Source organism: Achromobacter sp. DH1f (genome assembly GCF_000633435.1).
Classification (GTDB): domain Bacteria; phylum Pseudomonadota; class Gammaproteobacteria; order Burkholderiales; family Burkholderiaceae_B; genus Achromobacter; species Achromobacter deleyi.
The window spans coordinates 285,690-311,638 of sequence record NZ_AYMF01000010.1; the positions used below are offsets into that span (position 1 = coordinate 285,690).

Sequence of the window (25,949 nt, forward strand, 5' to 3'; positions counted from 1 at the left end):
GCGGATGTCTGCCCGGCCAACGAGCCGGGCGCGAGGGTCAGGCCGGCGTATGCCCGAAACCGGCCAGCATCTCGCGGGCGTGTTCGCGGGTGGTGGCGGTGAGCTTGATGCCGCCCAGCATGCGGGCGATTTCCTCGACCCGGGCGCCGTCGTCCAGTTCTTCGATGCGCGACCGGGTGGTGCCGCGCGATTCCGTCTTGCTGACCAGGAACTGGCTGTTGCCGCAGGCGGCTACCTGGGGCAGGTGGGTCACGCACAGCACTTGATGGCGTTCGCCCAGCTCGCGCAGCAGCTTGCCGACGGCCTCGGCCACCGCGCCGCCCACGCCGCTGTCGACTTCGTCGAAGATCAGGGTGGGTACGCGGGCCGCGCGGCTGGCAATGACGGACAGCGCCAGCGAGATGCGCGACAGTTCGCCGCCCGAAGCCACCTTGGCCAAGGGGCGCGGCGTGGTGCCGGCATGGCCGGCCACCAGGAATTCGACCTGTTCGTTGCCGTGGGCCGAAGGGGTGGCGGCCGACAGGGACGGCTCGAACTTGCCGCCCTGCATGGCCAGCGTCTGCATGGCCTGGGTGACTTGCTTGCCCAGGTCCTTGGCGACTTTGCGGCGCGCCGTGGACAGCTTGGCGGCGGCGGCATCGTATTGCGCCTGGGCTGCCTGGGCCTGCGCGCGCAGCGCGTCGATATCGGTGGCGGCTTGCAGCGCGGCCAGTTCGGCGTGCAGGCTGTCGCGCAGTTCGCACAGGGCGTCGGGTTCGACGCGGAATTTGCGGGCGGTCTCGAACACCGTGCCCAGGCGCGCTTCGACGTCGGCCAGGCGCTGGGGATCCAGGTCGACGCGGCTGACGTAGTTGTTCAGATCGGACACGGCTTCGCTGATGGCGATGCGGGCCGATTCCAGTTCGTCGTAGATGCCTTGCAGGCCGGTGTCGTGGCGCAGCATCTGCTGGATGCGGTGGTTGGCCGAGGTCAGGCGGTGATGCGCGGAATCGCCTTCGCCGTCCAGGGCTTCCAGGATCTGGGTGGCGCCATCGAGCAGCGATTGCGAATGCGCCAGCCGGGTGTGTTCGGATTGCAGCGCATCCCATTCGTCGGGCGCCAGGCCCAGGCGGTCGAGCTCGTCGACCTGCCATTGCAGCCGTTCGCGTTCGGTGGCGAGGCTGGCCGCGTCTTTTTCGGCGCCTTCAAGTTGGCGCGCCAGGGCGCGCCATTGCTTCCAGGCCTGGCCCACGGCCTGGCGCAGGTCGCCATGGCCGCCGTGCGCATCGAGCAGGTCGCGTTGGGCGTCGGGGCGCATCAGGCTTTGATGCGCGTGCTGGCCATGGATGTCGACCAGGCTGTCGCCCAGTTCGCGCAACTGTGCCACGGTGGCCGGGGTGCCGTTGATGTAGGCGCGGCTGCGGCCCTGCGCGTCGATCACGCGGCGCAGCGCCAGTTCTTCGTCGGCGTCGATTTCGCGTTCGGCCAGCCACGCGTGCAGCGCGCGCGGGGTGTCGAACACGGCGGTGATGTCGGCGCGCGTGGCGCCTTCACGCAGCACGCTGACGTCGCCACGCTCGCCCAGCGCCAGCGCCAGGGCATCGATGAGAATGGATTTGCCTGCCCCGGTTTCGCCGGAGAAGACGGTAAAGCCAGGACCGAAATGGATCTCGGTCTGTTCGACGATGACAAAGTCGCGGATGTGCAGGGTGCGCAGCATGTCTGGGCGCTAATTACTCTACGTTGTCGGTGGCTTGCGGCATCAGGTTCCAGTGCAGCTTGCGGCGCAGCGTGGAAAAGAAGCTGTAGCCTTCCGGGTGCACGAAGCGGATGGTATAGGGTGCGCGTTGCACGACGATGCGGTCGCCGGGTTGCAGGTCGGACCAGGTCTGCATGTCGAAATGCACGCTGGCGCCGACTTCGACGCGGCCCATGGCCGTCAGCGTCATGTTCAGCACGCCGCTGTCGGGAATGACGATAGGGCGGTTGGACAAGGTCTGGGGCGCCACCGGCACCAGCACCATGGCGTTCATGCCGGGGTGCAGGATGGGGCCGTTGGCCGACAGCGCGTAGGCGGTCGAGCCGGTGGGCGTGGCGATGATCAGGCCGTCGGCGCGCTGCGTGTACATGAAGGCGCCGTCGAGTTCGACGCGGACTTCGATCATGCCGCCGCGCCCCGCGCGGTTCAGGACCACGTCGTTCAGGGCCGTGGCGGAATACATTTTCTGGTTGCCCCGCCAGACGCTGCCTTCGAGCAGCATGCGCGCTTCGATCTGGTAGCTGCCTTCCAGCACGCGCGCCAGCGCGCCGTGTGCGTCCTGCAGCGGGATGTCGGTGATGAAGCCCAGGCGGCCATGGTTGATGCCGACCAGCGGCACGCCGTAGGGCGCCAGGTGGCGCGCGGCGCCCAGCACGGTGCCGTCGCCGCCCATCACGACCGCGAGCGATGCACTCTGGCCGATCTGTTCAAGCGTGGCGACGGGGTATTCGGTCAGGCCAGTGTTGCGGGCGGTGTCGGCATCGACCAGCACCTGCCTGCCCGCTTGCGTCAGCGCGTGCGCAAGCGCTCTTAGCGGGGCGTCCAGGCCGGTGTCCTGGTATCTGCCGATCAGCGCGACGGTAGGAAAGTGCATGGTGGCAAGGCGAATCTGAAAAGCCAAACAGCGAAGGCGAAATCGGCCCGACAAGCGGCCGCTTAGCCGATTATATGGGGCCGCATATCGGTTGGCGGGACAAAAATCGCCTTAATTGGAAAAGATTCCCTAAAATACACGCTATGGATGACCGCGCACGCGCATTACTGAAGGCGTTGATCGAACGCTACATCGCCGATGGGCAACCAGTCGGTTCGCGGACGCTTTCGAAAGTGTTCGATCTGTCGCCCGCCACCATCCGCAATGTCATGGCGGATCTGGAAGAGCTGGGACTGATCCACAGTCCGCACACGTCGGCGGGGCGCGTCCCCACGCCGCGCGGATACCGCATGTTCGTCGATTCCCTGCTGGCGGTGCAGTCCTACCAGATCCAGCCGCACAACATGGGCGAGATGCTGTCGGCCGCCGAGCCCACCCGCGCAGTCAATGCCGCGGCGGCGCTGCTCTCGAACCTGACCCAGTTCGCCGGTGTGGTGCTCACGCCCAAACGGGCCCAGGTGTTTCGCCAGATCGAATTCATCCGCCTGTCCGACAAGCGCGTCCTGCTCATCATCGTCACCCCCGATGGCGACGTGCAGAACCGTATCCTGTTCGTGCAGCGCGACTACGTCGAAGCCGAATTGCTGGAAGCCGGCAATTTCTTCAACATCCATTTCGCCGGCAAGTCGTTCGACGCGGTGCGCCGCACCCTGTCCACCGAACTGGCACAACTGCGCGAAGACATCTCGCGCCTGATGCAGGCCGCGGTCGAGGCCAGCGCCGAAGCCGCCGAAGACGGCGACGCCATGGTCATTTCCGGCGAACGCAAGCTGCTGGACGTGACCGACATCGCGTCCGACATGGACCGCCTGCGCAAGATGTTCTCGCTGTTCGAAAAGAAAACCGACCTGCTGCAACTGCTGGACGTATCCAGTCGGGCGCAGGGCGTGCAGATCTACATCGGCGGCGATTCCCAGCTGGTGCCGATGGAAGAAGTCTCGGTCATCACCGCGCCCTACGGCGTGGATGGCAAGGTGGTCGGCACGCTCGGCGTGATCGGCCCCACCCGCATGGCCTACGAACGCGTCATTCCCATCGTGGACATCACGGCGCGTCTCTTGTCCAACGCCCTCAGCCACAACCAGTAGTTCCATTCGAACCGACATCCTCCTTGCGGAGGAAGGGGAGTTTTTGTGTTTCTTCGCCTGTTCAAGTATCTCTGGCCTGAACGCTACCTGCCCGAAACCGAGCAGGACGATCCCTTCAACGAGGACCCGCCGCCGCGGGGCCCGGGCAAGGTCGGCGTGCTGCTGGTGAACCTGGGCACGCCGGACACCCCCAGCAAGAAAGACATCCGCAAGTACCTGGGCGAATTCCTGTCGGACCCGCGCGTGATCGAGATCCCGCGCTATCTCTGGAAGCCGATCCTGCACGGGCTGGTGCTGACCATGCGTCCCAAGAAGCTCGAGCCGCGCTATGCCGGCGTCTGGCTCAAGGAAGGTTCGCCCCTGATGGTCTACAGCCGCCGCCAGGCCGAAGGCGTGCAAGCGGCGTTGACGGCGGCCGGCATCGACGCGGTGGTGGAACTGGGCATGCGCTACGGCAATCCGTCGATTCCCGACGCGATAACCCGCCTGCGGGCAAAGGGCTGCGAACGCATCCTGACCGTGCCGCTGTATCCGCAATACGCCGCCAGCACCACGGCCACCGTGGTCGATGCCGTCACGCGCCATGCCGGGCGCCTGCGCGACCAGCCGGAACTGCGCTTCATCAAGCGCTTTCACGAAGAACCGGCCTACCTGGATTCCCTGGCGGCCCGCATCGAGGCCTATTGGGCCGAGCACGGCCGGCCGCAGAAGCTGGTCATGAGCTTTCATGGCCTGCCGCGCTATTCCATCGAACTGGGCGACCCGTATTACCGCGACTGCATGGAAACCGCCCGGCTGCTGTCGCAGCGCCTGTCGCTGCCGCGCGAGCAGATCGAAGTGACCTTCCAGAGCCGTTTCGGCACCGCCCGCTGGCTCGAACCCTATACCGAACCCACGCTCAAGGCGCTGGCCGCCTCGGGCGTGACCGAGGTGGATGTGGTGTGTCCGGGATTTGTGGCAGACTGTCTGGAAACCCTGGAAGAGATCAGCCTGGAATGCCGCGACGCCTTTATCGGGGCCGGCGGCAAGCAGTTCCGTTACATTCCGGCGATCAACGACGATCCGGCCTGGATCGCAGGGTTGGCCAGCCTGGTGGAACGGCACTTGCAGGGGTGGCCCACGCATCCACGGACTTGAAGGAGAGGGCGCATGCACCAGGATCCCAAGACGGGCAAGATTGTGAAAAAGGGGCGCGTCAGCACCCCGGTCGACGAAGATCAGGTCGAACACGAGCTGGACGAAGCGCTGGCCGAGACCTTTCCCGCCAGCGACCCGATTGCCATCAATCCCGAACCCGATGACGACCCCCGGGTCGACCGCGCCCTGAAGGAAAGCTTTCCCGCGAGCGATGCGGCCGCCCCGGCGCAGCCGCACAAGAAATGACCTGATCGGCGCGCGGCAGGGGAATATTTGCTTTCCCGGGCTTGAAATAGGGGTATTGGCCCCCATTCATGTCTGCGAAAGCCATTCTTTTTGGAGGATTCCCCATGTCGGCACCCAACGAGCCTGTAGACCAGACGCCCGGATTCGGCGAAAACGCCGATGCGGCCCCCGCCGCCCAGGACGCCGCGCAGGCCGAGCTGAACGAGTTGCGCGCCCAGCTGGACGCGGCCCAGGCTACCGTCAATGAGCAGCACGACCAACTGCTGCGCGTGCACGCCGAGGCCGAGAACGTCCGCCGCCGCGCCCAGGAAGAAGTGTCCAAGGCCCGCAAGTTCGGCATCGAATCGTTCGCCGAGAGCCTGGTGCCGGTCAAGGACAGCCTCGAGGCCGCCCTGGCCCAGGCCGACCAGACCGTGGAAACCCTGCGCGAAGGCGTCGAAGTCACCCTCAAGCAACTGGCCGCGGCCTTCGAGCGCAACCTGCTCAAGGAAATCGCGCCGGTCCAGGGCGACAAGTTCGATCCGCACCTGCATCAGGCCATTTCGTCGATTCCCGCCCCGCAGCCCGCCAATACGGTGGTGCAAGTGCTGCAAAAGGGCTATGCCATCGCCGACCGCACGCTGCGTCCGGCCCTGGTGGTGGTGTCCGCCGGCCAAGGCTGAGCGGCAAGCGCGCCATGAACGATCCCCGTTTCGATCCGGCCCAGGTCTTCGCGGTATTCGGCATGCGTCATGTCGACACCGCGGGGTTCGACGCGGCCGTGGTCCAGGCGCCGGGATCGGACCTGCGCTGCGTATTCCTGTGGGGCCAGGATTGCTATAACTGCAATCTCTTCAAGCAGGCCGCCCTGCTGCACCAGGACACCCTGCTGGGCCTGGGTTTGAGCTGGTTCGAGGCCGACGTCTACGCCGACGAACCCCTGGGCCGCCGCTTTTCGCTGCATGGCGTCCCCACTTTTGTGCTGTATCGGGCCGGAAAACGGCTAGGACGCATTACCGGCTGGCCCGGATTGCCCCAGTTCACGGCGGCGATCCACCGCCTGCAGGAAGCGCCGGCTGAAAAATCGGGCCAGGCGTCTTGAAAAACCCTGCAGGTAGCCCCAGTTATGTGGGGACAGGAATTTTCTCTCTATTTTCATAGATTTATTCAAGGTAACCCGACCATGAGCAAAATTATTGGCATCGACCTGGGCACGACCAACAGCTGCGTGGCTGTCATGGACGGCGGTCAGGTCAAGATCATCGAAAACGCCGAAGGCGCCCGTACCACCCCCTCGATCGTCGCCTACATGGACGACGGCGAAACGCTGGTCGGCGCGCCCGCCAAGCGCCAGGCAGTCACCAACCCGCGCAACACCCTGTACGCGGTGAAGCGCCTGATCGGCCGCAAGTTCGAAGAAAAAGCGGTGCAGAAGGACATCAACCTGATGCCCTACACCATCGCCCGCGCCGACAACGGCGACGCCTGGGTGGAAGTGCGCGGCAAGAAGATGGCGCCTCCCCAAGTGTCGGCCGACGTGCTGCGCAAGATGAAAAAGACCGCCGAGGACTACCTGGGCGAAGAAGTGACCGAAGCCGTCATCACGGTGCCGGCCTACTTCAACGACAGCCAGCGCCAGGCCACCAAGGACGCCGGCCGCATCGCCGGCCTGGAAGTCAAGCGCATCATCAACGAGCCCACCGCGGCCGCGTTGGCGTTCGGCCTGGACAAGACCGAAAAGGGCGACCGCAAGATCGCCGTCTATGACCTGGGTGGCGGCACGTTCGACGTGTCCATCATCGAAATCGCCGACGTGGATGGCGAAAAGCAGTTTGAAGTGCTGTCGACCAACGGCGACACCTTCCTGGGCGGCGAAGACTTCGACCAGCGCATCATCGACTACATCATTGCCGAGTTCAAGAAGGAACAAGGCGTTGATCTGTCCAAGGACGTGCTGGCCCTGCAGCGCCTGAAGGAAGCTGCCGAAAAGGCCAAGATCGAGCTGTCCTCGGCCCAACAGACCGAGATCAACCTGCCGTACATCACGGCGGATGCCTCGGGTCCGAAGCACCTGAACCTGAAGATCACGCGCGCCAAGCTGGAAGCGCTGGTCGAAGAACTGATCGAACGCACGATCGAACCCTGCCGCGTGGCCATCAAGGACGCCGGCGTGAAGGTTTCCGACATCGACGACGTGATCCTGGTCGGCGGCATGACCCGCATGCCCAAGGTCCAGGAAAAGGTGAAGGAATTCTTCGGCCAGGATCCGCGCAAGGACGTGAACCCCGATGAAGCCGTCGCCGCTGGCGCCGCCATTCAAGGTTCCGTGCTGTCGGGCGACCGCAAGGACGTGCTGCTGCTGGACGTCACCCCCCTGTCCCTGGGTATCGAAACCCTGGGCGGCGTGATGACCAAGATGATCCAGAAGAACACGACCATCCCGACCCGGTTCTCGCAGACCTTCTCGACCGCTGACGACAATCAGCCGGCCGTGACGATCAAGGTGTTCCAGGGCGAGCGCGAAATCGCCGCGGGCAACAAGGCCCTGGGCGAGTTCAACCTCGAAGGGATCCCGCCGTCGCCGCGTGGCATGCCGCAGATCGAAGTCACGTTCGACATCGACGCCAACGGCATCCTGCACGTGTCCGCCAAGGACAAGGGCACGGGCAAGGAAAACAAGATCACCATCAAGGCCAACTCGGGTCTGTCGGAAGACGAGATCCAGCGCATGGTCAAGGATGCCGAGGCCAACGCCGAGGAAGATCACCGCGTGGCCGAGCTGGCCCAGTCGCGCAACCAGGCCGATGCGCTGGTGCACGCCACCCGCAAGTCGCTGACCGAATACGGCGACAAGCTCGAGGCGTCCGAAAAGGAAAGCATCGAAGCTGCCATCAAGGCCCTGGAAGACACGCTGAAGGACGGCGACAAGGCCGCGATCGACGCCAAGGTGGAAGCCCTGTCGACCGCCTCGCAGAAGCTGGGTGAAAAGATGTACGCCGACATGCAGGCGCAGCAAGCCGCCGGCCAGCAGCAAGCGGCCGACAACGCGAAGCCGGTGGACGACAACGTCGTCGACGCCGACTTCAAGGAAGTCAAGCGCGACCAATAATGGCCGGGCGCTGACCAGCCTCTGCCGCCCGGTAGCCGGAGAAATCCGCCTACCGGGCGTACTCATTCTGTAGCACTGAAAAGAAGGCTCTTTTTTGAGCCCACGGATCATGGCAAAACGCGACTATTACGAAGTCCTGGGCGTGGCGAAAAACGCCTCGGACGACGAACTCAAGAAGGCCTATCGAAAGCTGGCCATGAAATACCATCCGGACCGCAATCCGGACAGCAAAGAAGCCGAAGAGAAGTTCAAGGAAGCCAAGGAAGCCTACGAGGTCCTGGGTGATGAACAGAAGCGCGCCGCGTACGACCGCTACGGCCATGCCGGCGTGGACCCCAATGCCGCCGGCATGGGCGGGGGCATGGGCGGCGGTTTCGCCGATGCCTTCGGCGACATCTTCGGCGAGATCTTCGGTGGCGGCGGCGGTGGCCGTCGTGGCGGCGGCCCGCAGGTGTACCGCGGCGCCGACCTGAAGTACGCGCTGGAAATCACGCTGGAACAGGCCGCGGCCGGTTTCGACACCGAGATCCGCGTGCCCAGCTGGGAAAACTGCGATACCTGCCACGGCTCTGGCGCCAAGGCGGGCACGTCGCCCAAGACCTGCCGCACCTGCGGCGGTTCGGGCGCGGTGCGCATGCAGCAGGGTTTTTTCAGCGTGCAGCAGACCTGCCCGACCTGCCACGGCAACGGCAAGGAAATCACCGACCCGTGTCCCGCCTGCGATGGCGTGGGCCGCATCCGCCGCAACAAGACGCTGCAGGTCAAGATTCCTGCCGGCATCGATGACGGCATGCGCATCCGCTCCAGCGGCAATGGCGAACCGGGCATCAACGGCGGGCCGCCGGGCGACCTGTATGTGGAAATCCACATCAAGCAGCACAAGATCTTCCAGCGCGATGGCGACGATCTGCATTGCGAGCTGACCATTCCGTTCACCACGGCGGCCCTGGGCGGCGAGCTGCAGGTGCCGACGCTGGGCGGCAAGGCCGAGATCTCGATTCCCGAAGGCACGCAGTCGGGCAAGACCTTCCGCCTGCGCGGCAAGGGCATCCGCGGCGTACGCGGCAGCTATCCGGGCGACCTGTACTGCCACGTGGTGGTCGAGACGCCGGTGCGCCTGAGCGACGACCAGAAGAACATCCTGCGCCAGTTCGAGGCCTCGCTGAACGACGGGGGCGACCGCCACTCGCCGCAAAGCAAGTCCTGGACCGACCGTGTGAAGGAATTCTTCAGCTGAGTGGCTTGACCGGATCGCGCCGCCCGTCGGTGCGCCACAGCCCAGGACCGGATGATTCCGGGCTTGGGCTGTTTTGTTTCCGGCCATAAAAAAACCGCGGCTTGCGCCGCGGTTCGTACTGCTGGTACCGCTACTGCTTCCATCAACTGCTACTTCGTACTGCTACTGCTACTTCGTACGGCTATCAATTACTGCTACAGCGACTACGTACCGCAACTACGACTTCATACTGCGACTACAGGTACTGCTACTACAGGTACTGCTACTTCTACTGCTGAAGATCCGCCGCTGTGGCCGGAAAAAACCGACCCCAGGCCATGATGCCGCCTGAGGCCGGCCGGGCTACAGCAAGCAGCTCACCGGGTGATCGGCGGGTATTCGAGTTCGCCGAACGTGTATTGGCCGCTGGCCTTGGCCTGGGCGAGTTCCTGCTGGACTTCGGCGCGCGACTTGGCGGCGGCCGGGGTTGCCTTGACGGGCGGGTATTGCAGTTCACCGAAGGTGTATTCGCCGCTGGTCTTGGCTTGTTGCAGCTGGGCTTGCACTTCCTGCGAGCTCAGGCTGGTGGCCTGGGGCAGGGCGGGCGGGTAGTCAAGTTCACCGAAGGTGTACTGGCCGCTGACCTTGGCTTGTTGCAGTTCGGTGGCGACCTGGGCGCTCGACTTGGCTTGCTCGACGCCGGCCGCTTGGGCGCCAGCGCCGACCAGGGCTAGGGAAATCAGCAGGGTAGTTGTCAGGGTTTTCATAATGACCTCCAATTCGTTGTAAACGGGGCCGAATCCGGCGGCCCTCCGTCGTGGTTCGTTGTTTGTTCCCGATGACTGAATTGTGCGCGTCATCCCACCTGGGATAAACCCGTATATCTTGAAAACATCTTTCCAAATAACCGTGTAATCACCGGATTATGAAAATATCTCCCCGTAAATGGCATGGTCTCTGCCATGGAATCCGTTAAGAAGGGGTAGGCGACGACCCATTGGCCCATGAAAAAGCCCCTGCCGAGGCAGGGGCTTGGAGGCTACCGGGGACGGCAGAAGGGCGTCAGGGCGCCTTTTTCTTGAAGTCGCCAGCCACTGCGGTGCTGAAGCCGTCCGGACGCAGGTACTTGCGCAGGGCGGCGTTGACCGCGTCGGGCGTGAGCGCGGTGATCTTCTTGTCCATCTCGGCGGACCATTCGAACGTGCGGCCGCGTTGCAGGTAGTCCAGCCAGGTGCCGGCCAGGACGTCGTCCTGGGCGCGGGCCAGGTTGCGGTAGTTCAGCAATGCAGTGATGCCGTCCGAGATTTCCTTGTCCGTGAAGCCGTCTTTCAGGACACGGGCGAGTTCTTCGCCGATGGCCTTTTCCAGGCGTTCGCGGTTCTGCGGCGCGTAGATGGCGTACATGGTCCAGCTGGCGCTGGGTTCGAAGGACGAGACCGACAGCGAGCTGCGCACGTTGTAGGACAGGCCTTCGGTTTCGCGCACGCGATTCCACAGGCGCGAGGTTTCAGAGGCGCCAAACAGGTAGTTGGCCAGATACAGCGCCGGGTAGTCGGCATCGGTATCCTGCAGCTTCAGGGGCATGCGCGACACGTAGAACGCGTTGGCCTTGTCGGGCGTGTCGATGTCGAACTGCTTTGCCGGGATGTCGCGGTACGGGTTGCCGACGCGGGTGTAGGCGGGGGCGCGCTTCCAGCCGGCCAGGCCATCCTTGATGGCTTTTTCGACGGCTTCGGGCTCGAAATCGCCCACGGCCGAATATTCGATCTTGCCCGCGCCATAGAACTTGGCGTGGAACTTGACGAGCGCGTCGCGGTTCAGCGCACGCACGCCGGCCAGCGATTCTTCAAACGTCGGGACATAGCGCAGGTCGTCAGCGGGCCACGGATTGTCCTGGCGGGCCAGGGCGCGTCCGGCCAGGGCCTGGGGCTCGGTCATGGCGTTCTGGATCGACGTTTCGAGCTGGCGCTGGTATTCCTCGAGCTGATCCTTCGGGAAGTTGGCGTTGCGCACGATGTCCAGCGCCAGGCGGGTCAGCTCGGGCAGGTTTTCGCGCTTGGTCGACATGGCGATCTTGAGCGTGGTGCCCGCGCCGCTGAAGCCCAGTTCAGCCTGCAGCTTGTCCAGGCGGTCCTGGATGTCCTGGCGCGACAGCTTGGCGGTGCCGCGAGTCAGCAGATCGGCGACGGCGCCGGAATTGACGCGCTGGCCGAGCAGGTCTTTCTCGTTGCCGAACTGGATCAGCATCTGGGCCTGCACGCGGTTGCCGCGGGTGGCCTTGGGCAGGAGCGCCAGTTGGACGGGGCCGTTGGGCAGGTCCAGCTTCTTGCGCTGGGTCAGGCGATCGATGTTCTGCGGCGTGGGATCAAAGGCGGAAGCGGCCTTGAAGTCCGGGTCGCCCTTGTAGTCCTTGAATACCGCGGTCAGGTCGACGCGTTGCGTCTGCGGCGCACGTTCAGGCTTTTCGGTCGGGATGTAGCGGCCTTCGACGCGGTTGCTCTGTACCAGGTAGGTCGTGGCGGCCTGCTGCACCTCGGCCAGCGTGGCCTTGCGGGCGCGGTCGCGCTGCAGGAAGAACAGGCGCCAGTCGCCGGCGGCGATGGCTTCGGACAACGCGACGCCGACCTGTTCAGGGTCGCTGTAGGTCTGTTCCCACGAGGTCAGCCACTTGCTGCGCGCGCGGTCCAGTTCCTGCTGGGTGAAGGGCTTCTTGCCCAGCGTTTCCAGCGTGCCCGTCAGGGCCTTCATGGCGGCGTCCAGGCTCTTGCCCGGCGTCAATTGCGCCGCGAACATGGCCAGGCCGGGGTCCAGGTTTTCCATGGTGAAGCCGAACACGCCAGAGGCCAGCTTGGTGGGCACCAGCGCGTGGTACAGACGGCCCGACGGCGTGTCGGCCAGGATGGTAGCGGCCAGGTCCAGCGGCACGAAGTCGGCGCTGCCGGCGGCGGGGATGTGGTACATCGCGGCGACCAGCGGCGTGCCGCCCGTGCGGCGCAGGGTCACGGCGCGCTCGCCGTCCTGGGTGGGCTCGACGGTGTATTCGGGCGGCAGCTTGCGGTCGGGCTTGGGCAGTTTGCCCAGCGTTTCCTCGATGTCGGCCAGCGTGGCCTGCGGATCGAACTTGCCGGCCACGATCAGCACCGCGTTATCGGGCTGGTAGTACTCGTGGTAGAAAGCGCGCAATTGGCCGATGTCGACGTTCTCGACGTCGGAACGCGCGCCGATGGTGTTCTTGCCGTAGCTGTGCCACTGGTAGGCGGCGGACTGCATCTTTTGCATGAGAATGCGGAACGGACTGTTTTCGCCGCTTTCCATCTCGTTGCGCACGACCGTCATTTCGGAATCCAGGTCTTCCTTGGCGATCAGGGAATTGACCATGGCGTCCGCCTGCCAGCCCAGGTACCACTTGAGGGTGTCGGGGTTGGACGCGAAGCTGGCGAAGTAATTGGTGCGGTCGCTGGAGGTCGAGCCGTTGGCCTGCAGGCCGCGGCGCGAGAACTCGCCCATGGCGTTGCGGGTGGTGGACGTGCCCTTGAACAGCATGTGTTCGAGCAGGTGGGCCATGCCCGTCTGGCCGTAGTTTTCGTTGCGCGAGCCGACCAGGTAGGTCATGTTGACCGTGGTCGAGGGCTTGGATTCGTCGGGAACCAGCAATACGCGCAAGCCGTTGCTCAGGCGATATTCGGTGATGCCTTCAATCGAGGCGGCCTCCGTGACGCCGGCCGGCAGGCTGGCGGCTCCGGCCTGGAAGGCCAGGAAGGATGAGAACAGCAGCGCACCCAATGGGCGCGGCAGCTTCGATATGGACAGGCGCATGGCGGACTATTCCTTTGGCATGGCAGAATCCGTTGGAGTGTATACGGTGGGAATGGTTCAGGGCGCGCCCGGCCGCGCCGCCCGCCGTGGTATCGGGCTGGTCCACGGCCCTGACCTGGAAATCGCGCATGTCCTTATCACTGGAAATCGAAACACCCCGCCTGGTGCTGCGCCAATGGCGGGCCGCCGACCGCAAGCCGTTCGCCGACATGAACACGGATGCGCAGGTCACCCGCTACCTGCTGCCCATGACGGCGCAGGACAGCGATGCCCTGGCCGATCGGCTGGCCGCGGGCATCGATGAATATGGTTGGGGCTTCTGGGCGGTCGAGGCCCCCGGGGTGGCGCCCTTCATCGGGTTTGTCGGCATCAAGGCATTGCCGCCGTCGCTGCCGTTCGCGCCCGGCGTGGAAATCGGCTGGCGCCTGGCGCGCCCCTGTTGGGGCAGGGGCTACGCCAGTGAAGCCGCGCAAGCCGCGCTGCGGGTGGGATTCGAGCAGGTCGGCCTGTCCGAGATCGTCTCGTTCACGGCGCTGGAAAACGAACGCTCGCGCGCAGTGATGCGCCGCTTGGGCATGCGGGAAGTGCCGCAACGCTTCGAGCATCCTGCCGTGCCCGACGGACATCCCTTGAAGACCCATGTGCTGTACCGGTTGGACCGGGACGCCTGGCGTGCCCAGAAAAAGGGTGACGCGGATGCAGGCGGCGCGCCGGTCGCCGCGGCATAAACGGCGCAAAGCCGCGCCAATGTGCAATGTTGCGCTGCAACGTCCTGGCGTGGCGGGGCAAATTTGAGGTTGGAGCGGTCGCGGGTGTAAGCTTTCCAGAACGTAGTTGCTGTTGCCGACGGGATGCGCGACAGCCGTCTACAGGCTTCCCGTCCAACGCCAGCCGCCGCCTCGGCGGGCAGCGGGATCGGTTGTTCGCCGGTCCTGGCCCTCTTGCTCCGCAGGCGACGACGGTGCTTGTCGTTCGCGCCTTCGCCGCCGGCATCCTGCCGGCGCATCTTTCGGAGGAACGACCCATGCTGACCGAGATCGTCACGCGTGCCTTGTCCCAATTGACCGGCAGCCCCATGAGCGGCGACCGCATCAAAGGACAGTTTCAGTACGCCTATGCCAGTGATGACGGCCAATTCGTGGCCATACTGACCCATGACATGACCACTTACGTGGTGGACCTGAGCACCCAGCGCTATTTCGCCGAGTGCGGCGGTTCGCCCAGGGGCTTTGCGGGGCATGTGCTCGAGATGGAGGGCGCCGCGGCGCGCCAGCATCCCTGGCCCGCCGCCAACGACCTGTTCGACCTGGACATGGACGCGGATGAACTGTCGTGGCGCCAGTGCCCGGGCGTGCGCGGCATGGCCGATGCCGCCAACCGATCTGTGGAGAGCCGCGCCGCCTGAGAGTGGCCAGAAGCGGCAGTACCCTCACTGAACCGGCGATATCGCCGGTTTTTTTTATGGCATGGCCGGCGCGGCTCGCTACAATTTGCGCCATGACTACGCACGCAGACTTCGGCGCCCCGGAAGGCGCCATCCTGGTCGATTGCACGCACGAGCGGCACGCGGACCAGATCCTTGCCATCTTCAACGACGCCATCGCCACGTCGACCGCGCTGTACGACTACAAGCCGCGGCCGCGCGAGGCAATGCTGGGCTGGTTCCAGGCCAAGGCCAACGGCGGTTTTCCGGTGGTGGGGTTCGAGAACGCAGCGGGTGAGCTGATGGCCTTTGCCAGCTACGGCACCTTCCGCGCCTGGCCGGCCTACAAGTATTCGGTCGAGCATTCCGTCTACGTCGACGGCCGCTTTCGCGGGCAGGGCCTGGGCGAGGCGATGATGCGCGTGCTGATCGAACGGGCCCGCGCCAACCAGGTGCACCTGATGATCGGCGGCATCGATGCTGCCAACCAGGGCAGCATCCGGCTGCACGAGAAACTGGGTTTCACGCATTCGGGCACGATCCGCGAGGCCGGATTCAAGTTCGGTCGCTGGCTGGACCTGGCGTTCTACCAACTGACGCTGGACACGCCGACACAGCCGGTCGATGGCTGAGCGAGGCCGGCTGAACGGCGGCGGCTGAGCTACTTCGAGAGCACCCGCATCGCCTGTTCCAGGCCGGCCACTGTAACGGGGTACATGCGGTCCTGCATGATGTCGCGCATCAGCGCGATGGACTGGCGGTACTGCCAGGACGCGGTGGGCTCGGGGTTGAGCCAGACGGACTTGGGCCAGGCATCGAGCAGGCGGCGCATCCATTGCGCGCCGGGCTCTTTGTTGTAGTGCTCGACCGAGCCGCCGGGCTGCAGGATTTCGTATGGGCTCATGGTGGCGTCGCCGACGATGATCAGACGCCAGTCCGGGTTGTACTTGCGCAGTACGTCCCAGGTGTCGAAGCGCTCGTTCTGGCGCCGCCGGTTGCTCTGCCACAGGCTTTCGTAGGGGCAGTTGTGGAAGTAGTAGACCTCGAGATTGCGGAACTCGCTGCGCGCCGCTGAGAACAGTTCTTCGACGCGGCCGATGTGGTCGTCCATGCTGCCGCCGACGTCCAGCAGCATCAGCACCTTCACGGTGTTATGGCGCTCGGGCACCATGCGCAGGTCCAGGTGGCCGGCATTGCGGGCCGTGCTGGCGATGGTGTCGTCCAGATCAAGTTCGAGTTCGGCGCCTTGCCGCGCGAAGCGCCGCAGCCGCCGTAGTGCGACCTTGAAATTGCGCGTGCCCAGTTCGACCTGGTCGTCGTAGTCCTTGAACTGGCGCATGTCCCAGACCTTGACCGCGCTGCGGTTGCCGGCCGATTGGCCGCCCACGCGGATGCCCTCGGGGTGGTAGCCGCCGTTGCCGAACGGCGAGGTGCCGCCGGTGCCGATCCATTTGCTGCCGCCCGCGTGGCGTTCTTTCTGTTCTTCCATGCGCTCTTTGAAGAGCTCCATGAGCTTGTCCCAGCCGTGCTTTTCGATGGCGGCCTTTTCTTCGGGCGACAGGCTTTTCTCGAACTGCTTGATGAGCCAGTCCAGCGGAATGTCTTTTCCGGCCGGCAGGGCGGTCTCGATACCCTTGTAGTAGGCGCCGAAGGCCTTGTCGTAGCGGTCGTAGAGCGATTCGTCCTTGACTAGCGTGGCGCGGGCAAGGAAATAGAAGTCGTCCAGCGTGGGCGTCATCAGGTCCTGGCGCAATGCATCGACGAGCGTCAGGTATTCCTGCACCGACACGGGCAGCTTGTGGGCCCGCAGGTGGTAGAAGAAGTCGATCAGCATGGGCGCGGCCAGAATTGCGTCGCGGCTAGCGGCGCGGTGCGCCGCGCGTCATGGCGGCCAGGCGTTCCAGCAGATGAACGTCTTGTTCGTTCTTGAGCAAGGCGCCGGCCATGAGCGGTACCGCGGTGGCGCTGTGCGCATCGATCTGCGCGGCGCTGACGTCTTCGGCGAGCAGCAGGCGCAGCCAGTCGAGCAACTCGGACGTGGACGGTTTTTTCTTCAGGCCAGGCGCATCGCGCAGGCTGAAGAAGGTATCCAGCGCCGCGCGCAGCACATCCTGCTTGAGCTCGGGGAAGTGCACGCCCACGATCTTGCGCATGGTTTCGCGGTCGGGGAAGCGGATGTAGTGGAAAAAGCAGCGGCGCAGGAAGGCGTCCGGCAGGTCTTTTTCGTTGTTGGACGTGATGATGACCAGCGGCCGGTGGCGTGCGGAAATGGTCTGGCGCGTTTCGTACACATGGAATTCCATGCGGTCCAGTTCGCGCAGCAGATCGTTGGGGAATTCGATGTCGGCCTTGTCGATTTCGTCGATCAAGAGCACCACCGGTTCCTCGGCATCGAAAGCCTGCCACAAGGTGCCCTGCACGATGTAGTTGCGAATATCTCGGACCTTTTCGTCGCCAAGCTGCGAATCGCGCAGGCGCGAGACCGCGTCGTACTCGTACAGGCCCTGATGCGCCTTGGTGGTGGACTTGATGTGCCACTGCAGCAGCGGACGGCCCAGCGCACGCGCGACTTCCTCGGCCAGCATGGTCTTGCCGGTGCCGGGTTCGCCCTTGATCAGCAGCGGACGCTGCAGCGTGAGCGCGGCGTTGACGGCCAGTTTCAGGTCATCGGTGGCGACGTAGCTGTCGGTGCCATCAAAGCGGACGGGCGATGCGGAAGGGACGGTCTGGGCTGCGGACATGGATCGGCGGGCTTCTCGGGGTTGACGGGGATCAAGACCATCTTAAGGTATTAATCCTGAGCAATTATCGTACAATCAGGCGGTTTTGCAGTTGGGTTCGACCCGCAACGTGTTTGCCGGGGGCCTTTTCGTGTGAGCAGGCCCTAGTCCATAAGCCATACCAAGAAGAGCCATCCCAATGAAGTTGCGATTCTCTCTGAAGTGCACGGTTTCCGTGTTGGCCGCAGTGGCATCCTGTGCGATCGCCGGCCAGGCAATTGCTGCAGACGCAGCGCCGGTCGGTAATGTCCAGAACGCCCGCGACAAGGTCTCGATGTGCATCGGTTGCCACGGCATCGAAGGCTACAAAGCGACGTTCCCCGAGCTGTACCACGTTCCGAAGATCGCCGGCCAGAACGCCAAATACATCGAGGCCGCCCTCAACGAGTACAAGAAAGGCGCGCGCAGCCATCCCACGATGGACGCCATTGCCGGCAGCCTGTCCGACCAGGACATCGCCGATCTCGCCGCGTACTACTCGAATCTGAAATAAGGGGGCAACCACATGAACCGCATCATGCTTGCCCTTGCGGGCGCAACGCTGACCATTTCGGGCGCTGCCGTTCAGGCCCAGGATCTGACGGCCGGCAAGGCTGTTTTCGAGAAGGCCGCCTGCATTTCCTGCCACGGCGCCGACGGCAAGACGGTGACTGACCCGGCCTACCCGATCCTGGCCGGACAGCACGCCGATTACCTGGTCCATGCGCTCAAGGCCTATCGCCGAGGCGCCTCGGGCAGCGCGGCAACGGCCAATGTGCGCAAGAATCCCACCATGGGCGCCCTGGCCGGACAACTGTCCGACCAGGACATCACCAACGTGTCAGCGTGGCTGGCGTCTTTGCCCAGCGACCTGGGTGTGCGCAAATAGCGTGCGCCTTGGCCGCGCCAACGAAAAACCCTCGGTCAGCCGAGGGTTTTTTCTTGGGCGGCCGCCCGCGCGCGGGGGGGCTTCAGCGTTCGGCGCGCTGGCGGATCAGGTCAATGTAGGTATCGCTGTCCAGCGGCGTGCCCAGGCGCTGGGCTTCCCAGACCACCCGGCCCAGGCATTCCATGATTTCGTGCGCGGCCTGGTGCGCGTCGCTGCGGGCCACCAGGCGCTGGTAGGCGGCGCGGATGCCCGGTGGATGGTCGATCGACAACTGCTCGGCGATGGCCAGGTGCATCGACAGGTGCAGGAACGGATTGGTACGCCCCTTTTCGACGGCGTACTCCGCCGTCATGGCTTCGGGGCTTTCGAGGTCGCCGTGGTATTCGGGATGCTCGATGATCCAGTCCAGGGCCATCGCTTCCAGCGGGGTCAGGACCTCGTTGGCACGATGCTTGCGCCAGGTTTCGATGAAGAATTCGCGGACTTGGTCGCGGGAGGGGTTGAACATCGGGTGGGACGCCATGCGGGCTAGAGAGGGCTTTATTTTACCGCCCGCCGCCGTGGCGGCCGCCCGAAGCCGCCAATGCGATATAGAATTGGTTGCTATCCGCCATCCAGTGCGCGTTTCGCCAGGCCGCGCGGCCCGCGGACCGCACGCCAGCCGATGCGGCGCGCGCGTGCAGAAAAACCACCCGGAGCAAATGGAGCATTCATGTCCTACCAACATATCAAGGTGCCCGCTGGGGGCCAGAAGATCACGGTCAACGCTGATTTCTCGCTGAATGTGCCTGAACAGCCCATCGTCCCCTATATCGAGGGCGACGGCACTGGTGCGGATATCACCCCCGTGATGATCAAGGTTGTCGACGCGGCGGTGCAAAAGGCCTACGCCGGCAAGCGCAAGATCCACTGGATGGAAGTCTATGCTGGCGAAAAGGCCACCAAGGTCTACGGGCCGGACGTCTGGCTGCCCGATGAAACCCTGGAAGTCGTCAAAGACTACGTGGTGTCGATCAAAGGACCGCTGACCACGCCGGTGGGCGGCGGCATCCGCTCGCTGAACGTGGCGCTGCGCCAACAGCTGGACCTGTACGTCTGCCTGCGCCCCGTGGCGTATTTCAAGGGCGTGCCCTCGCCGGTGCGTGAGCCGGAAAAGACCAACATGGTCATTTTCCGCGAGAACTCGGAAGACATCTACGCGGGCATCGAATACATGGCCGAAAGCGAGCAGGCCAAGGAACTGATCCAGTTCCTGCAGACCAAGCTCGGCGTCAAGAAAATCCGTTTCCCCAACACCTCGTCCATCGGCATCAAGCCGGTGTCGCGCGAGGGCACCGAGCGCCTGGTGCGCAAGGCTGCCCAGTACGTCATCGACAACGATCGTACGTCGCTGACCCTGGTGCACAAGGGCAACATCATGAAGTTCACCGAAGGGGGCTTCCGCGATTGGGGCTATGAACTGCTGCAGAAGGAGTTCGGCGCGCAACTGATCGACGGCGGCCCGTGGTGCAAGTTCAAGAATCCCAAGACGGGCCGCGAGATCATCGTCAAGGACGTCATTGCCGACGCGTTCCTGCAGCAGATCCTGCTGCGTCCGGCCGAATATGACGTCATTGCCACGCTGAACCTGAACGGCGACTACATCTCCGACGCGCTGGCTGCGCAGGTGGGCGGCATCGGCATCGCGCCGGGCGCCAACCTGTCCGATTCGGTGGCCATGTTCGAAGCCACTCACGGCACGGCGCCCAAGTACGCCGGCAAAGACTACGTCAACCCGGGTTCCGAGATTCTGTCGGCCGAAATGATGCTGCGCCACATGGGCTGGACCGAAGCGGCGGACCTGATCATCTCCAGCATGGAAAAATCCATCCTGTCCAAGAAGGTCACTTACGACTTTGCCCGCCTGCTGGAAGGGGCCACCCAGGTGTCCTGCTCGGGGTTCGGGCAGGTCATGATCGACAACATGTGATCGGGGCCCTTTGGCCACAATGCGAAAACCCGCAAGCCAACCTTGGCCTGCGGGTTTTTTTCGAACCGCGGCAAGCTTGGTTTCTTTCGGCCATCAGCGCTGGGCTTATGTGTTGATGCGTTTATATAAGACTAATTGAATCATTTTGTTATTGTGACAGCAGTATAATTCGTCGCCCCGTTGCGGCTATTTTCTCGTCCCCCTGATTTTTCCTGAACATGGCACAACCTGCTTCCGATATGCCGCCTTACGATGCTCCGGCATGTGTCCGCGGCCTGCGCGACGCCAAGCGGATTGCGCTATTGATGGCGCCCAGGCTGGGTGACACGCTGTTGATGATGACCATGGCCCACAATCTGGTCGCACATGGGCGTGAGGTCACGATCTTCGGCGATTTTGCTTACGGCCTTCGCAGCTGGTTTCCTGGGCTGGACATCCATCCGTCACTGCTCGAGCAAGATGCCGCCACGGTATTGGCGGATTACGACTGTGCGGCGCAGATGCATGTCGGTTGGCCCTATGCTCTGCACGGCTACGCCAAGTCCTATTTCTACTATGACGCCCATGTCGTGATTACTGGCAAGGGCTTCGTGAAACTCAACCAGATCAGCGATTTTTGCCGTGATGTACTGAGGCTGCCGCTGTCTGGTACGGATATCGGCCTGCGGCCACCGGTGACCGGCCGGCATCGTCGCCACGAAACGCGCGTGGCGGTGCATCCGTCTTCCACCGGCGCGCAGCGGTGTTGGGCGCCGAGGCACTTCGTTGAGCTGGGCTTGAGGCTGAAGCGGCAGGGTTACGATCCCGTCTTCATCCTGGCGCCCCATGAGCGCGCGGAATGGACTTGCCTGACCGATGCCGGGCTCGCGATCCAGCAATCGCCATCGTTGGCGGATGTGGCGGCATTCATCCACGAATGCGGCTGGTTCATCGGCAATGAATCGGGCATCGGGCACCTGGCGTCTAGCGTCGGCGTGCCGACGCTGACCTTGACCGGTCGCCCCACGCGCACCAAGGCTTGGCGTCCCGGATGGACGATGTCGCGCATTGCGTACCCCGTCTATATTCCTGGAGGCCGTTGGCGCGATCGTTTGTGGCGCGACTGGCTACGGCCGGGTAGCGTGATGGCGGCCTTTGAAGGCCTGACGCGGGACTATAAAAAATCGATGTCCACGTTAAAACGCGTCCGATCTTGATCCGCAGGGATCGGCGCAGGCTTGCCTGCAGGCCTGATGGTCGGCCATGCCGCGGCGCTACCGCCTGACTTCTCCGCCTTTCGAAAATGCGGCTGATCCCTCCCTGGAGCAGCCAAACCGACTTTACCTATGCCTCAAATCTGTCTACGCACCGTGGTAGCCCTGGCGCTGTTAATGCCGGCATTGGCGTTGACCAGCGCCGTTGGCGGCCCGGCTATCATTTATTTGACCTCCGTGATTGCGCTGGTTGTTCTGGGCGTGAACGCATTCAAGCGGCGCGAGCCGTTCGCGTTCCGGGAGTTGACTCCCATGGCCGCGGCGTTGACTGCGCCAGCACTGGCGATGCTGATCAGTAGCGTGTACCTCGGGATATGGAGTTCTTCTGAAATTGAAAAGCTCCTGCGCTTCGTGCTGGCAGTGCCCGTCTGCTGGGTGCTGCTGCGCGCGCCTAGAAACTGGCTGCAGCAGATTCAATGGAGCCTGCTGTTCGGCGCCTTCGCCGGGTCGATAATGCTGCTGGTGATTGTGTATACGCCGGGCCTGGGTCGCACTGCGGTTTCTGAATTCGGCGGCCTGTACAACGCAGTGGCCTTTGCCGACCTGACCATGTTCTTTGGATTGGCATCCTGTCTGACGTTGCCCTGGAAACTCTCGCCCTGGCCCAGGGTGGAGGCTGGGCTGAAGATGCTTGTCGTGCCGCTGACGATCTATGCCGTCTGGGCATCACAAACGAGAAGCAGTTGGGCGCTGCTCGTGGTGCTGGGCTTTGTCTGCCTTGCAACCAAACGCCAGTGGACGATGCGCATCAAACTGATTTTTGTCGGGGCGATGATCGCGGTCCTTGCCGCCGTCGCCTTGGTTTCCTGGTATTCGACAGAGAGCCGTTGGCGCGTGGTCGTTACCGACGTCAATAATTATGCGCAGGATGAGCGGGATACGTCGGTGGGTATTCGTATCCAGCTTTGGAAGGCATCCTGGTTGATGTTCAAGGAAAGCCCGATCGTCGGCGTTGGTGGATCAAGCTTCCGTGCTGAGTTGGCCAAGCTGGAGGAGCAAGGCGTGGTCACCAAGCTGGTCTCGACGGACTTCGGCGAGCCTCACAACGATATGCTTGGGGCGTTGGCAGGTTACGGTGCCCTGGGGTTGCTGAGCATATTGGCGCTGTATCTGATTCCGGCTGCTGTGTTCTGGCGGCGTTCGCGCAGCAATGATCCCGCGGTTCATATCGGCTCGCAGATCGGCATGTTGTTCTGCCTGGGCTATTTCACGTTCAGCTTGTCGGAGATGATGTTCCGTAACATGCGCAGCGTGCCGATTTACGCATTGATCGTAGTGGTGCTGTACGCATTGACCTCGGCGCGCACCGGCTTGGCGCAACAGCGCCTGGCGGCGGCAAAATCCTGAACGTCTCCAAATACCAGCCTTGCTTGATGTAGATCAAGCAGCCCCCCTGCGGTAGGTGAAAACCCTGCCGCGCCCTCGTATTCTGACGGTACGCAACATATAAACCGTCACATTTCGCTGCCTTTGGTTATGAGGCGCGTTGGGGCATGGAGAAGAGGGGCTATGAATAATTCAAGCTTGCGTCGTGAGCTGCTGTGGTTCGTGTTTGCCATCGGCGCCGCCGTGCTGGCGTTGGGCGCCTGGGACGCCTGGGAGCGGCGCGCCGAAATGCTGGCCGAACGCAAGACGGAGCTGCGGCACGTACTGGACCTGGCCACGAGCATCGTGCAGAACGGCAAGCAGCGCGCGGTCGACGAGGGCTTGTCCGCAGCGCAGGCCAAGCGCAACGTCGCGCAGCGGCTGGCCCAGTTGCGTTATGGCGCGGATGGGTATGTCGGCGTGTTCGACGATGGCTATACGCTTCTGGTGCACCCCGACGCGAAACTCACGGGCACCAACGTGCGCGCGGTCAAGGACAGTGACGGCGCCCCGATATTCGAAAATCTCTACGCCCAGGGCAAGGACGGCGGCGGCTACGTGGAATACCGTTTTCCCCGGCCGGGCGCCGACGAGGCGCTGCCCAAGGTCAGCTACGCGGCCTATGACAAGGAATGGGGCTGGCTGATATTCACCGGCCTGTACGTGGATGACGTCGACGCCGCTTTCTTCAAGACCTTGTGGCGCCAGGGGGCGGTGACGCTGGTGCTGCTGGCGTTGCTGCTGGCGGCGGCCCTGCGGTTCTTCCGGTCGCACATCATTCGTCCGCTGGACGATGCCGTGGCGGTCTGTGAACGGGTGGCGCACGGCGATCTGTCCAGCATCATTTCACGGCACCATCGTGGCGAAATAGGTCGGCTGTTCGACGCCATGGCGCTGATGCAGGAGCGCCTGGACGTGGCCGTGCGCAGTATCGTCCATTCGACCGGCTCGATCGCGGCCGCCTCGCGGCAGATCGCGGCGGGCAGCATGGACCTGCACGACCGCACCGAGAAGCAAGCCGCCGCGCTGGAACAGACCGCGGCCAGCGTCGAGCAGATCACGGCAACCTCCAAGCAAAGCGCCGACCACGTGCGCGAAGTCAGCGCATTGGCGGGAGAATCGGCGCAATTGGCGCGCCAGGGCAGCGAAGAAACCCAGCACGCCATCGACGCCATGCGCGAGATTTCGCAGAGTTCGCAGCGTATCGACGAAATCATCCGCCTGATCGACGAGATTGCGTTCCAGACCAACATCCTGGCGCTGAACGCGGCCGTGGAAGCGGCCCGGGCCGGCGAGCAAGGCCGCGGCTTTGCCGTGGTGGCGGGTGAGGTGCGGGCACTGGCGCAGCGTTCGGCGACCGCGGCCAAGGAAATCAAGACGCTGATCGAGGCCTCGTCCAACTCGGTGTCGCGTGGCAGCCTGCGGGTCGAGCAGGCCAGCGCCACGATGAGCAGCGTGCTGGAATCGGCGGCCACCAGCGCGCCGCTGATGGGCGAGATCGCCACCGCGTCGGCCGAGCAGAGCGTGGGCATCGAGCAGATCAACCAGGCGGTGACGCACCTGGACAGCGTGACGCAGCAGAACGCGGCCCTGGTCGAGGAGTTCGCGGCATCGGCCGCCACCTTGCACGATCAGGCCGATGACCTGGCGCGTGCGGTGGCGGTGTTCAAGCTGTCTGCAGCCTACTAGGCGAGCCCTGCACCACGCTCATGGCGCGTTGCAGGCGGGGCGTGAGTTCGCGGCTGGCGCTGGTCATGGGCAGGCGCAGCTCGTCGGCAATAAGCCCTTGCAAGGCCAGCGCGCGCTTGATGGGTGCCGGATTGGGTTCGGCGAACAGCAGTCGGATCAGGCCGCGCAAAGGCTCGAACAGTTCACGCGCGGCTTCGGCGTGGCCGTCGCGGGCCAGTTGCATGACTTCGACGAAGCGCTCGGGGAACAGGTGCGCCGCCGCGGGAATCGCGCCGCGCCCGCCCACCAGGAAATGATCCAGCAGGGCCTGGTCTTCGCCGCACAGGGCATTGAGGTGGCCGCGCGCATTCAGCGCCATCAGCACTGGCGGGTTGCATTCCTTGACGGCGCTGAAATTGGGCAGCAGGGCCAGCGCTTCCATGGTTTCGACCGTCATGGTGACGCCCGCGCGCTTGGGAATGTTGTACAGGATGATGGGGCGCTCGGTGGCCCAGGCGATCTGCCGGTAGTGCCACAGGATGCCTTGCTGCGAGGGGCCGAGATAATACGGCGGCGGTACCAGGTAGCCGGCGGGGGCGTATTTGTCCAGGCGGCGGATGGCGGCGGCCACCCCGCGCGTGTCGACGCCGCCGGCGCCGAACACTAGCGGCAGGGCGTGCGGATCCTGGCGGATGGCCTCGATCATGTCGATCTTTTCAGGAATGGCCAACAGATTGCCTTCGCCCGTCGAGCCGAACAGCACCAGGCCCGCGACGCCGGCGTTGCGGTAGTAGCGCGCCAGCGCCTGGGCGGCCTCGCAATCCACGTAGCCGCCGCGCATGGGCGTGATCATCGGCAGCCAGAGACCTTCGAAAGAGGCGGTTTGCATGGGCGTATCCATGGCTTATTGCACCGTGACGGCAGCGGCGCGGCGCAACGGGCCGAACTCCGCCTGGGGCAGGCCGCACATCACGGCGTGCATCAGCGCGTCGACCTGGTCCTGCGCGCAGTGCAGCTGCAGCACGCTCTGGCCATGCGCATGGTCCACCGACAGCACATAGACGCCGATGCGTTCGCCCAGTTCGCGGTGCAGGGCCAGCCGCACCTTCAAGGCGTCCAGCGTGTCGATCCTGACGGTCAGCGAGACCATCTCGGGGGCGTGCGGCGCCTGGGACGGGGCCGGACGGTCAAAGGAAGCGGACCTGCTGCGTTCTTGTCGGGGGATCATGGCATTGCGGGGCGGGGCCGCTGGGGCGGCGTGCCGCGTATCCGGTTGGTTGATGACGATTCCACTATAGAAAGCGGGCCATAAAAGCTGCCGATAAATACGGGCGCGGCGCGTAAAAAGCGCGTCAACGCC

25 protein-coding genes are annotated in these 25,949 nt (G+C 64.0%); 16 read left to right on the forward strand and 9 right to left on the reverse strand.

The annotated features are described in order from the left end of the window. Window positions 1–37 precede the first annotated feature (37 nt). Together recN and U858_RS0109150 are read right to left on the reverse strand one after the other, a co-directional pair. Complete coding sequence (gene recN / locus U858_RS0109145; RefSeq protein ID WP_025136860.1) at window positions 38–1,699, reverse strand: DNA repair protein RecN; 1,662 nt, start codon at window positions 1,697–1,699, stop codon at window positions 38–40. Window positions 1,700–1,712: 13 nt separating this feature from the next. Then, window positions 1,713–2,612 (reverse strand): NAD kinase, encoded by a 900-nt coding sequence (locus tag U858_RS0109150; RefSeq protein ID WP_025136861.1) that lies wholly within the window; start codon window positions 2,610–2,612, stop codon window positions 1,713–1,715. Window positions 2,613–2,755: 143 nt separating this feature from the next. On the opposite strand from U858_RS0109150, the gene hrcA reads away from it, so the two are divergent. From hrcA to dnaJ, 7 genes are all read left to right on the forward strand, one after another. Then, on the forward strand, window positions 2,756–3,760 hold the full coding sequence (gene hrcA, locus U858_RS0109155; RefSeq protein ID WP_025136862.1) for a heat-inducible transcriptional repressor HrcA: 1,005 nt from the start codon (window positions 2,756–2,758) through the stop codon (window positions 3,758–3,760). 45 nt (window positions 3,761–3,805) lie between these two features. Beyond that, window positions 3,806–4,897 (forward strand): ferrochelatase, encoded by a 1,092-nt coding sequence (hemH, locus tag U858_RS0109160; protein ID WP_025136863.1) that lies wholly within the window; start codon window positions 3,806–3,808, stop codon window positions 4,895–4,897. 12 nt (window positions 4,898–4,909) lie between these two features. Then, a complete protein-coding gene (locus U858_RS0109165; RefSeq protein WP_025136864.1) occupies window positions 4,910–5,143 on the forward strand; it encodes a hypothetical protein in 234 nt (77 codons plus the stop codon). Window positions 5,144–5,247: 104 nt separating this feature from the next. After that, window positions 5,248–5,805: a nucleotide exchange factor GrpE gene (gene grpE, locus U858_RS0109170; protein ID WP_025136865.1), complete on the forward strand. Its 558-nt coding sequence runs from the start codon at window positions 5,248–5,250 to the stop codon at window positions 5,803–5,805. 14 nt (window positions 5,806–5,819) lie between these two features. Continuing rightward, window positions 5,820–6,224: a thioredoxin family protein gene (locus U858_RS0109175; protein WP_025136866.1), complete on the forward strand. Its 405-nt coding sequence runs from the start codon at window positions 5,820–5,822 to the stop codon at window positions 6,222–6,224. An 81-nt stretch (window positions 6,225–6,305) separates the two neighbouring features. Continuing rightward, window positions 6,306–8,231 carry a molecular chaperone DnaK gene (gene dnaK / locus U858_RS0109180; RefSeq protein WP_025136867.1) on the forward strand — a complete coding sequence of 642 codons (1,926 nt, stop codon included), beginning with the start codon at window positions 6,306–6,308 and terminating at the stop codon, window positions 8,229–8,231. A gap of 109 nt (window positions 8,232–8,340) precedes the next feature. After that, window positions 8,341–9,468 carry a molecular chaperone DnaJ gene (gene dnaJ, locus U858_RS0109185; RefSeq protein WP_025136868.1) on the forward strand — a complete coding sequence of 376 codons (1,128 nt, stop codon included), beginning with the start codon at window positions 8,341–8,343 and terminating at the stop codon, window positions 9,466–9,468. A gap of 356 nt (window positions 9,469–9,824) precedes the next feature. Here the strand turns inward: dnaJ and U858_RS0109190 are convergent, their stop codons facing one another. Together U858_RS0109190 and U858_RS0109195 are read right to left on the reverse strand one after the other, a co-directional pair. Next, window positions 9,825–10,214: a DUF4148 domain-containing protein gene (locus U858_RS0109190; RefSeq protein ID WP_025136869.1), complete on the reverse strand. Its 390-nt coding sequence runs from the start codon at window positions 10,212–10,214 to the stop codon at window positions 9,825–9,827. A gap of 295 nt (window positions 10,215–10,509) precedes the next feature. After that, on the reverse strand, window positions 10,510–13,263 hold the full coding sequence (locus tag U858_RS0109195; protein ID WP_025136870.1) for a pitrilysin family protein: 2,754 nt from the start codon (window positions 13,261–13,263) through the stop codon (window positions 10,510–10,512). 128 nt (window positions 13,264–13,391) lie between these two features. On the opposite strand from U858_RS0109195, the gene U858_RS0109200 reads away from it, so the two are divergent. From U858_RS0109200 to U858_RS0109210, 3 genes are all read left to right on the forward strand, one after another. Continuing rightward, entirely contained in the window at window positions 13,392–13,991 is a 600-nt protein-coding gene (locus U858_RS0109200; protein ID WP_025136871.1) for a GNAT family N-acetyltransferase, read from the forward strand. A 296-nt stretch (window positions 13,992–14,287) separates the two neighbouring features. After that, complete coding sequence (locus U858_RS0109205) at window positions 14,288–14,668, forward strand: hypothetical protein (RefSeq protein ID WP_025136872.1); 381 nt, start codon at window positions 14,288–14,290, stop codon at window positions 14,666–14,668. A gap of 92 nt (window positions 14,669–14,760) precedes the next feature. Next, a complete protein-coding gene (locus tag U858_RS0109210) occupies window positions 14,761–15,318 on the forward strand; it encodes a GNAT family N-acetyltransferase (protein ID WP_025136873.1) in 558 nt (185 codons plus the stop codon). Between the two features lie 29 nt (window positions 15,319–15,347). Here U858_RS0109210 and U858_RS0109215 read toward each other — a convergent pair whose 3' ends face one another. Together U858_RS0109215 and U858_RS0109220 are read right to left on the reverse strand one after the other, a co-directional pair. Beyond that, window positions 15,348–16,520 carry a VWA domain-containing protein gene (locus U858_RS0109215; protein ID WP_025136874.1) on the reverse strand — a complete coding sequence of 391 codons (1,173 nt, stop codon included), beginning with the start codon at window positions 16,518–16,520 and terminating at the stop codon, window positions 15,348–15,350. A gap of 25 nt (window positions 16,521–16,545) precedes the next feature. Next, complete coding sequence (locus U858_RS0109220; protein WP_025136875.1) at window positions 16,546–17,427, reverse strand: MoxR family ATPase; 882 nt, start codon at window positions 17,425–17,427, stop codon at window positions 16,546–16,548. A 178-nt stretch (window positions 17,428–17,605) separates the two neighbouring features. Between U858_RS0109220 and U858_RS0109225 the strand changes: the two genes are divergently transcribed. Both U858_RS0109225 and U858_RS0109230 read left to right on the forward strand, forming a co-directional pair. After that, entirely contained in the window at window positions 17,606–17,959 is a 354-nt protein-coding gene (locus tag U858_RS0109225) for a cytochrome c (protein WP_025136876.1), read from the forward strand. Between the two features lie 12 nt (window positions 17,960–17,971). Next, entirely contained in the window at window positions 17,972–18,334 is a 363-nt protein-coding gene (locus tag U858_RS0109230) for a cytochrome c (RefSeq protein ID WP_025136877.1), read from the forward strand. An 82-nt stretch (window positions 18,335–18,416) separates the two neighbouring features. On the opposite strand, the gene U858_RS0109235 is transcribed toward U858_RS0109230, so the two are convergent. Then, entirely contained in the window at window positions 18,417–18,842 is a 426-nt protein-coding gene (locus U858_RS0109235; RefSeq protein ID WP_025136878.1) for a DUF1841 family protein, read from the reverse strand. Window positions 18,843–19,046: 204 nt separating this feature from the next. On the opposite strand from U858_RS0109235, the gene icd reads away from it, so the two are divergent. From icd to U858_RS0109260, 4 genes are all read left to right on the forward strand, one after another. Then, window positions 19,047–20,303, forward strand: coding sequence for an NADP-dependent isocitrate dehydrogenase (gene icd, locus U858_RS0109245; protein ID WP_025136879.1), 1,257 nt, complete (start codon window positions 19,047–19,049; stop codon window positions 20,301–20,303). A 218-nt stretch (window positions 20,304–20,521) separates the two neighbouring features. Beyond that, entirely contained in the window at window positions 20,522–21,499 is a 978-nt protein-coding gene (locus U858_RS0109250) for a glycosyltransferase family 9 protein (RefSeq protein ID WP_025136880.1), read from the forward strand. Window positions 21,500–21,628: 129 nt separating this feature from the next. Further along, window positions 21,629–22,903 (forward strand): O-antigen ligase, encoded by a 1,275-nt coding sequence (locus U858_RS0109255; protein WP_025136881.1) that lies wholly within the window; start codon window positions 21,629–21,631, stop codon window positions 22,901–22,903. A gap of 162 nt (window positions 22,904–23,065) precedes the next feature. Continuing rightward, window positions 23,066–24,610 carry a methyl-accepting chemotaxis protein gene (locus tag U858_RS0109260; protein WP_025136882.1) on the forward strand — a complete coding sequence of 515 codons (1,545 nt, stop codon included), beginning with the start codon at window positions 23,066–23,068 and terminating at the stop codon, window positions 24,608–24,610. On the opposite strand, the gene dapA is transcribed toward U858_RS0109260, so the two are convergent. Beyond that, window positions 24,588–25,490, reverse strand: a complete 903-nt coding sequence (dapA, locus tag U858_RS0109265) for a 4-hydroxy-tetrahydrodipicolinate synthase (protein WP_025136883.1) — start codon at window positions 25,488–25,490, stop codon at window positions 24,588–24,590. The genes U858_RS0109260 and dapA overlap by 23 nt on opposite strands. Window positions 25,491–25,493: 3 nt before the next feature. Then, window positions 25,494–25,817: a hypothetical protein gene (locus U858_RS0109270; RefSeq protein ID WP_232786520.1), complete on the reverse strand. Its 324-nt coding sequence runs from the start codon at window positions 25,815–25,817 to the stop codon at window positions 25,494–25,496. Window positions 25,818–25,949: the final 132 nt, after the last annotated feature.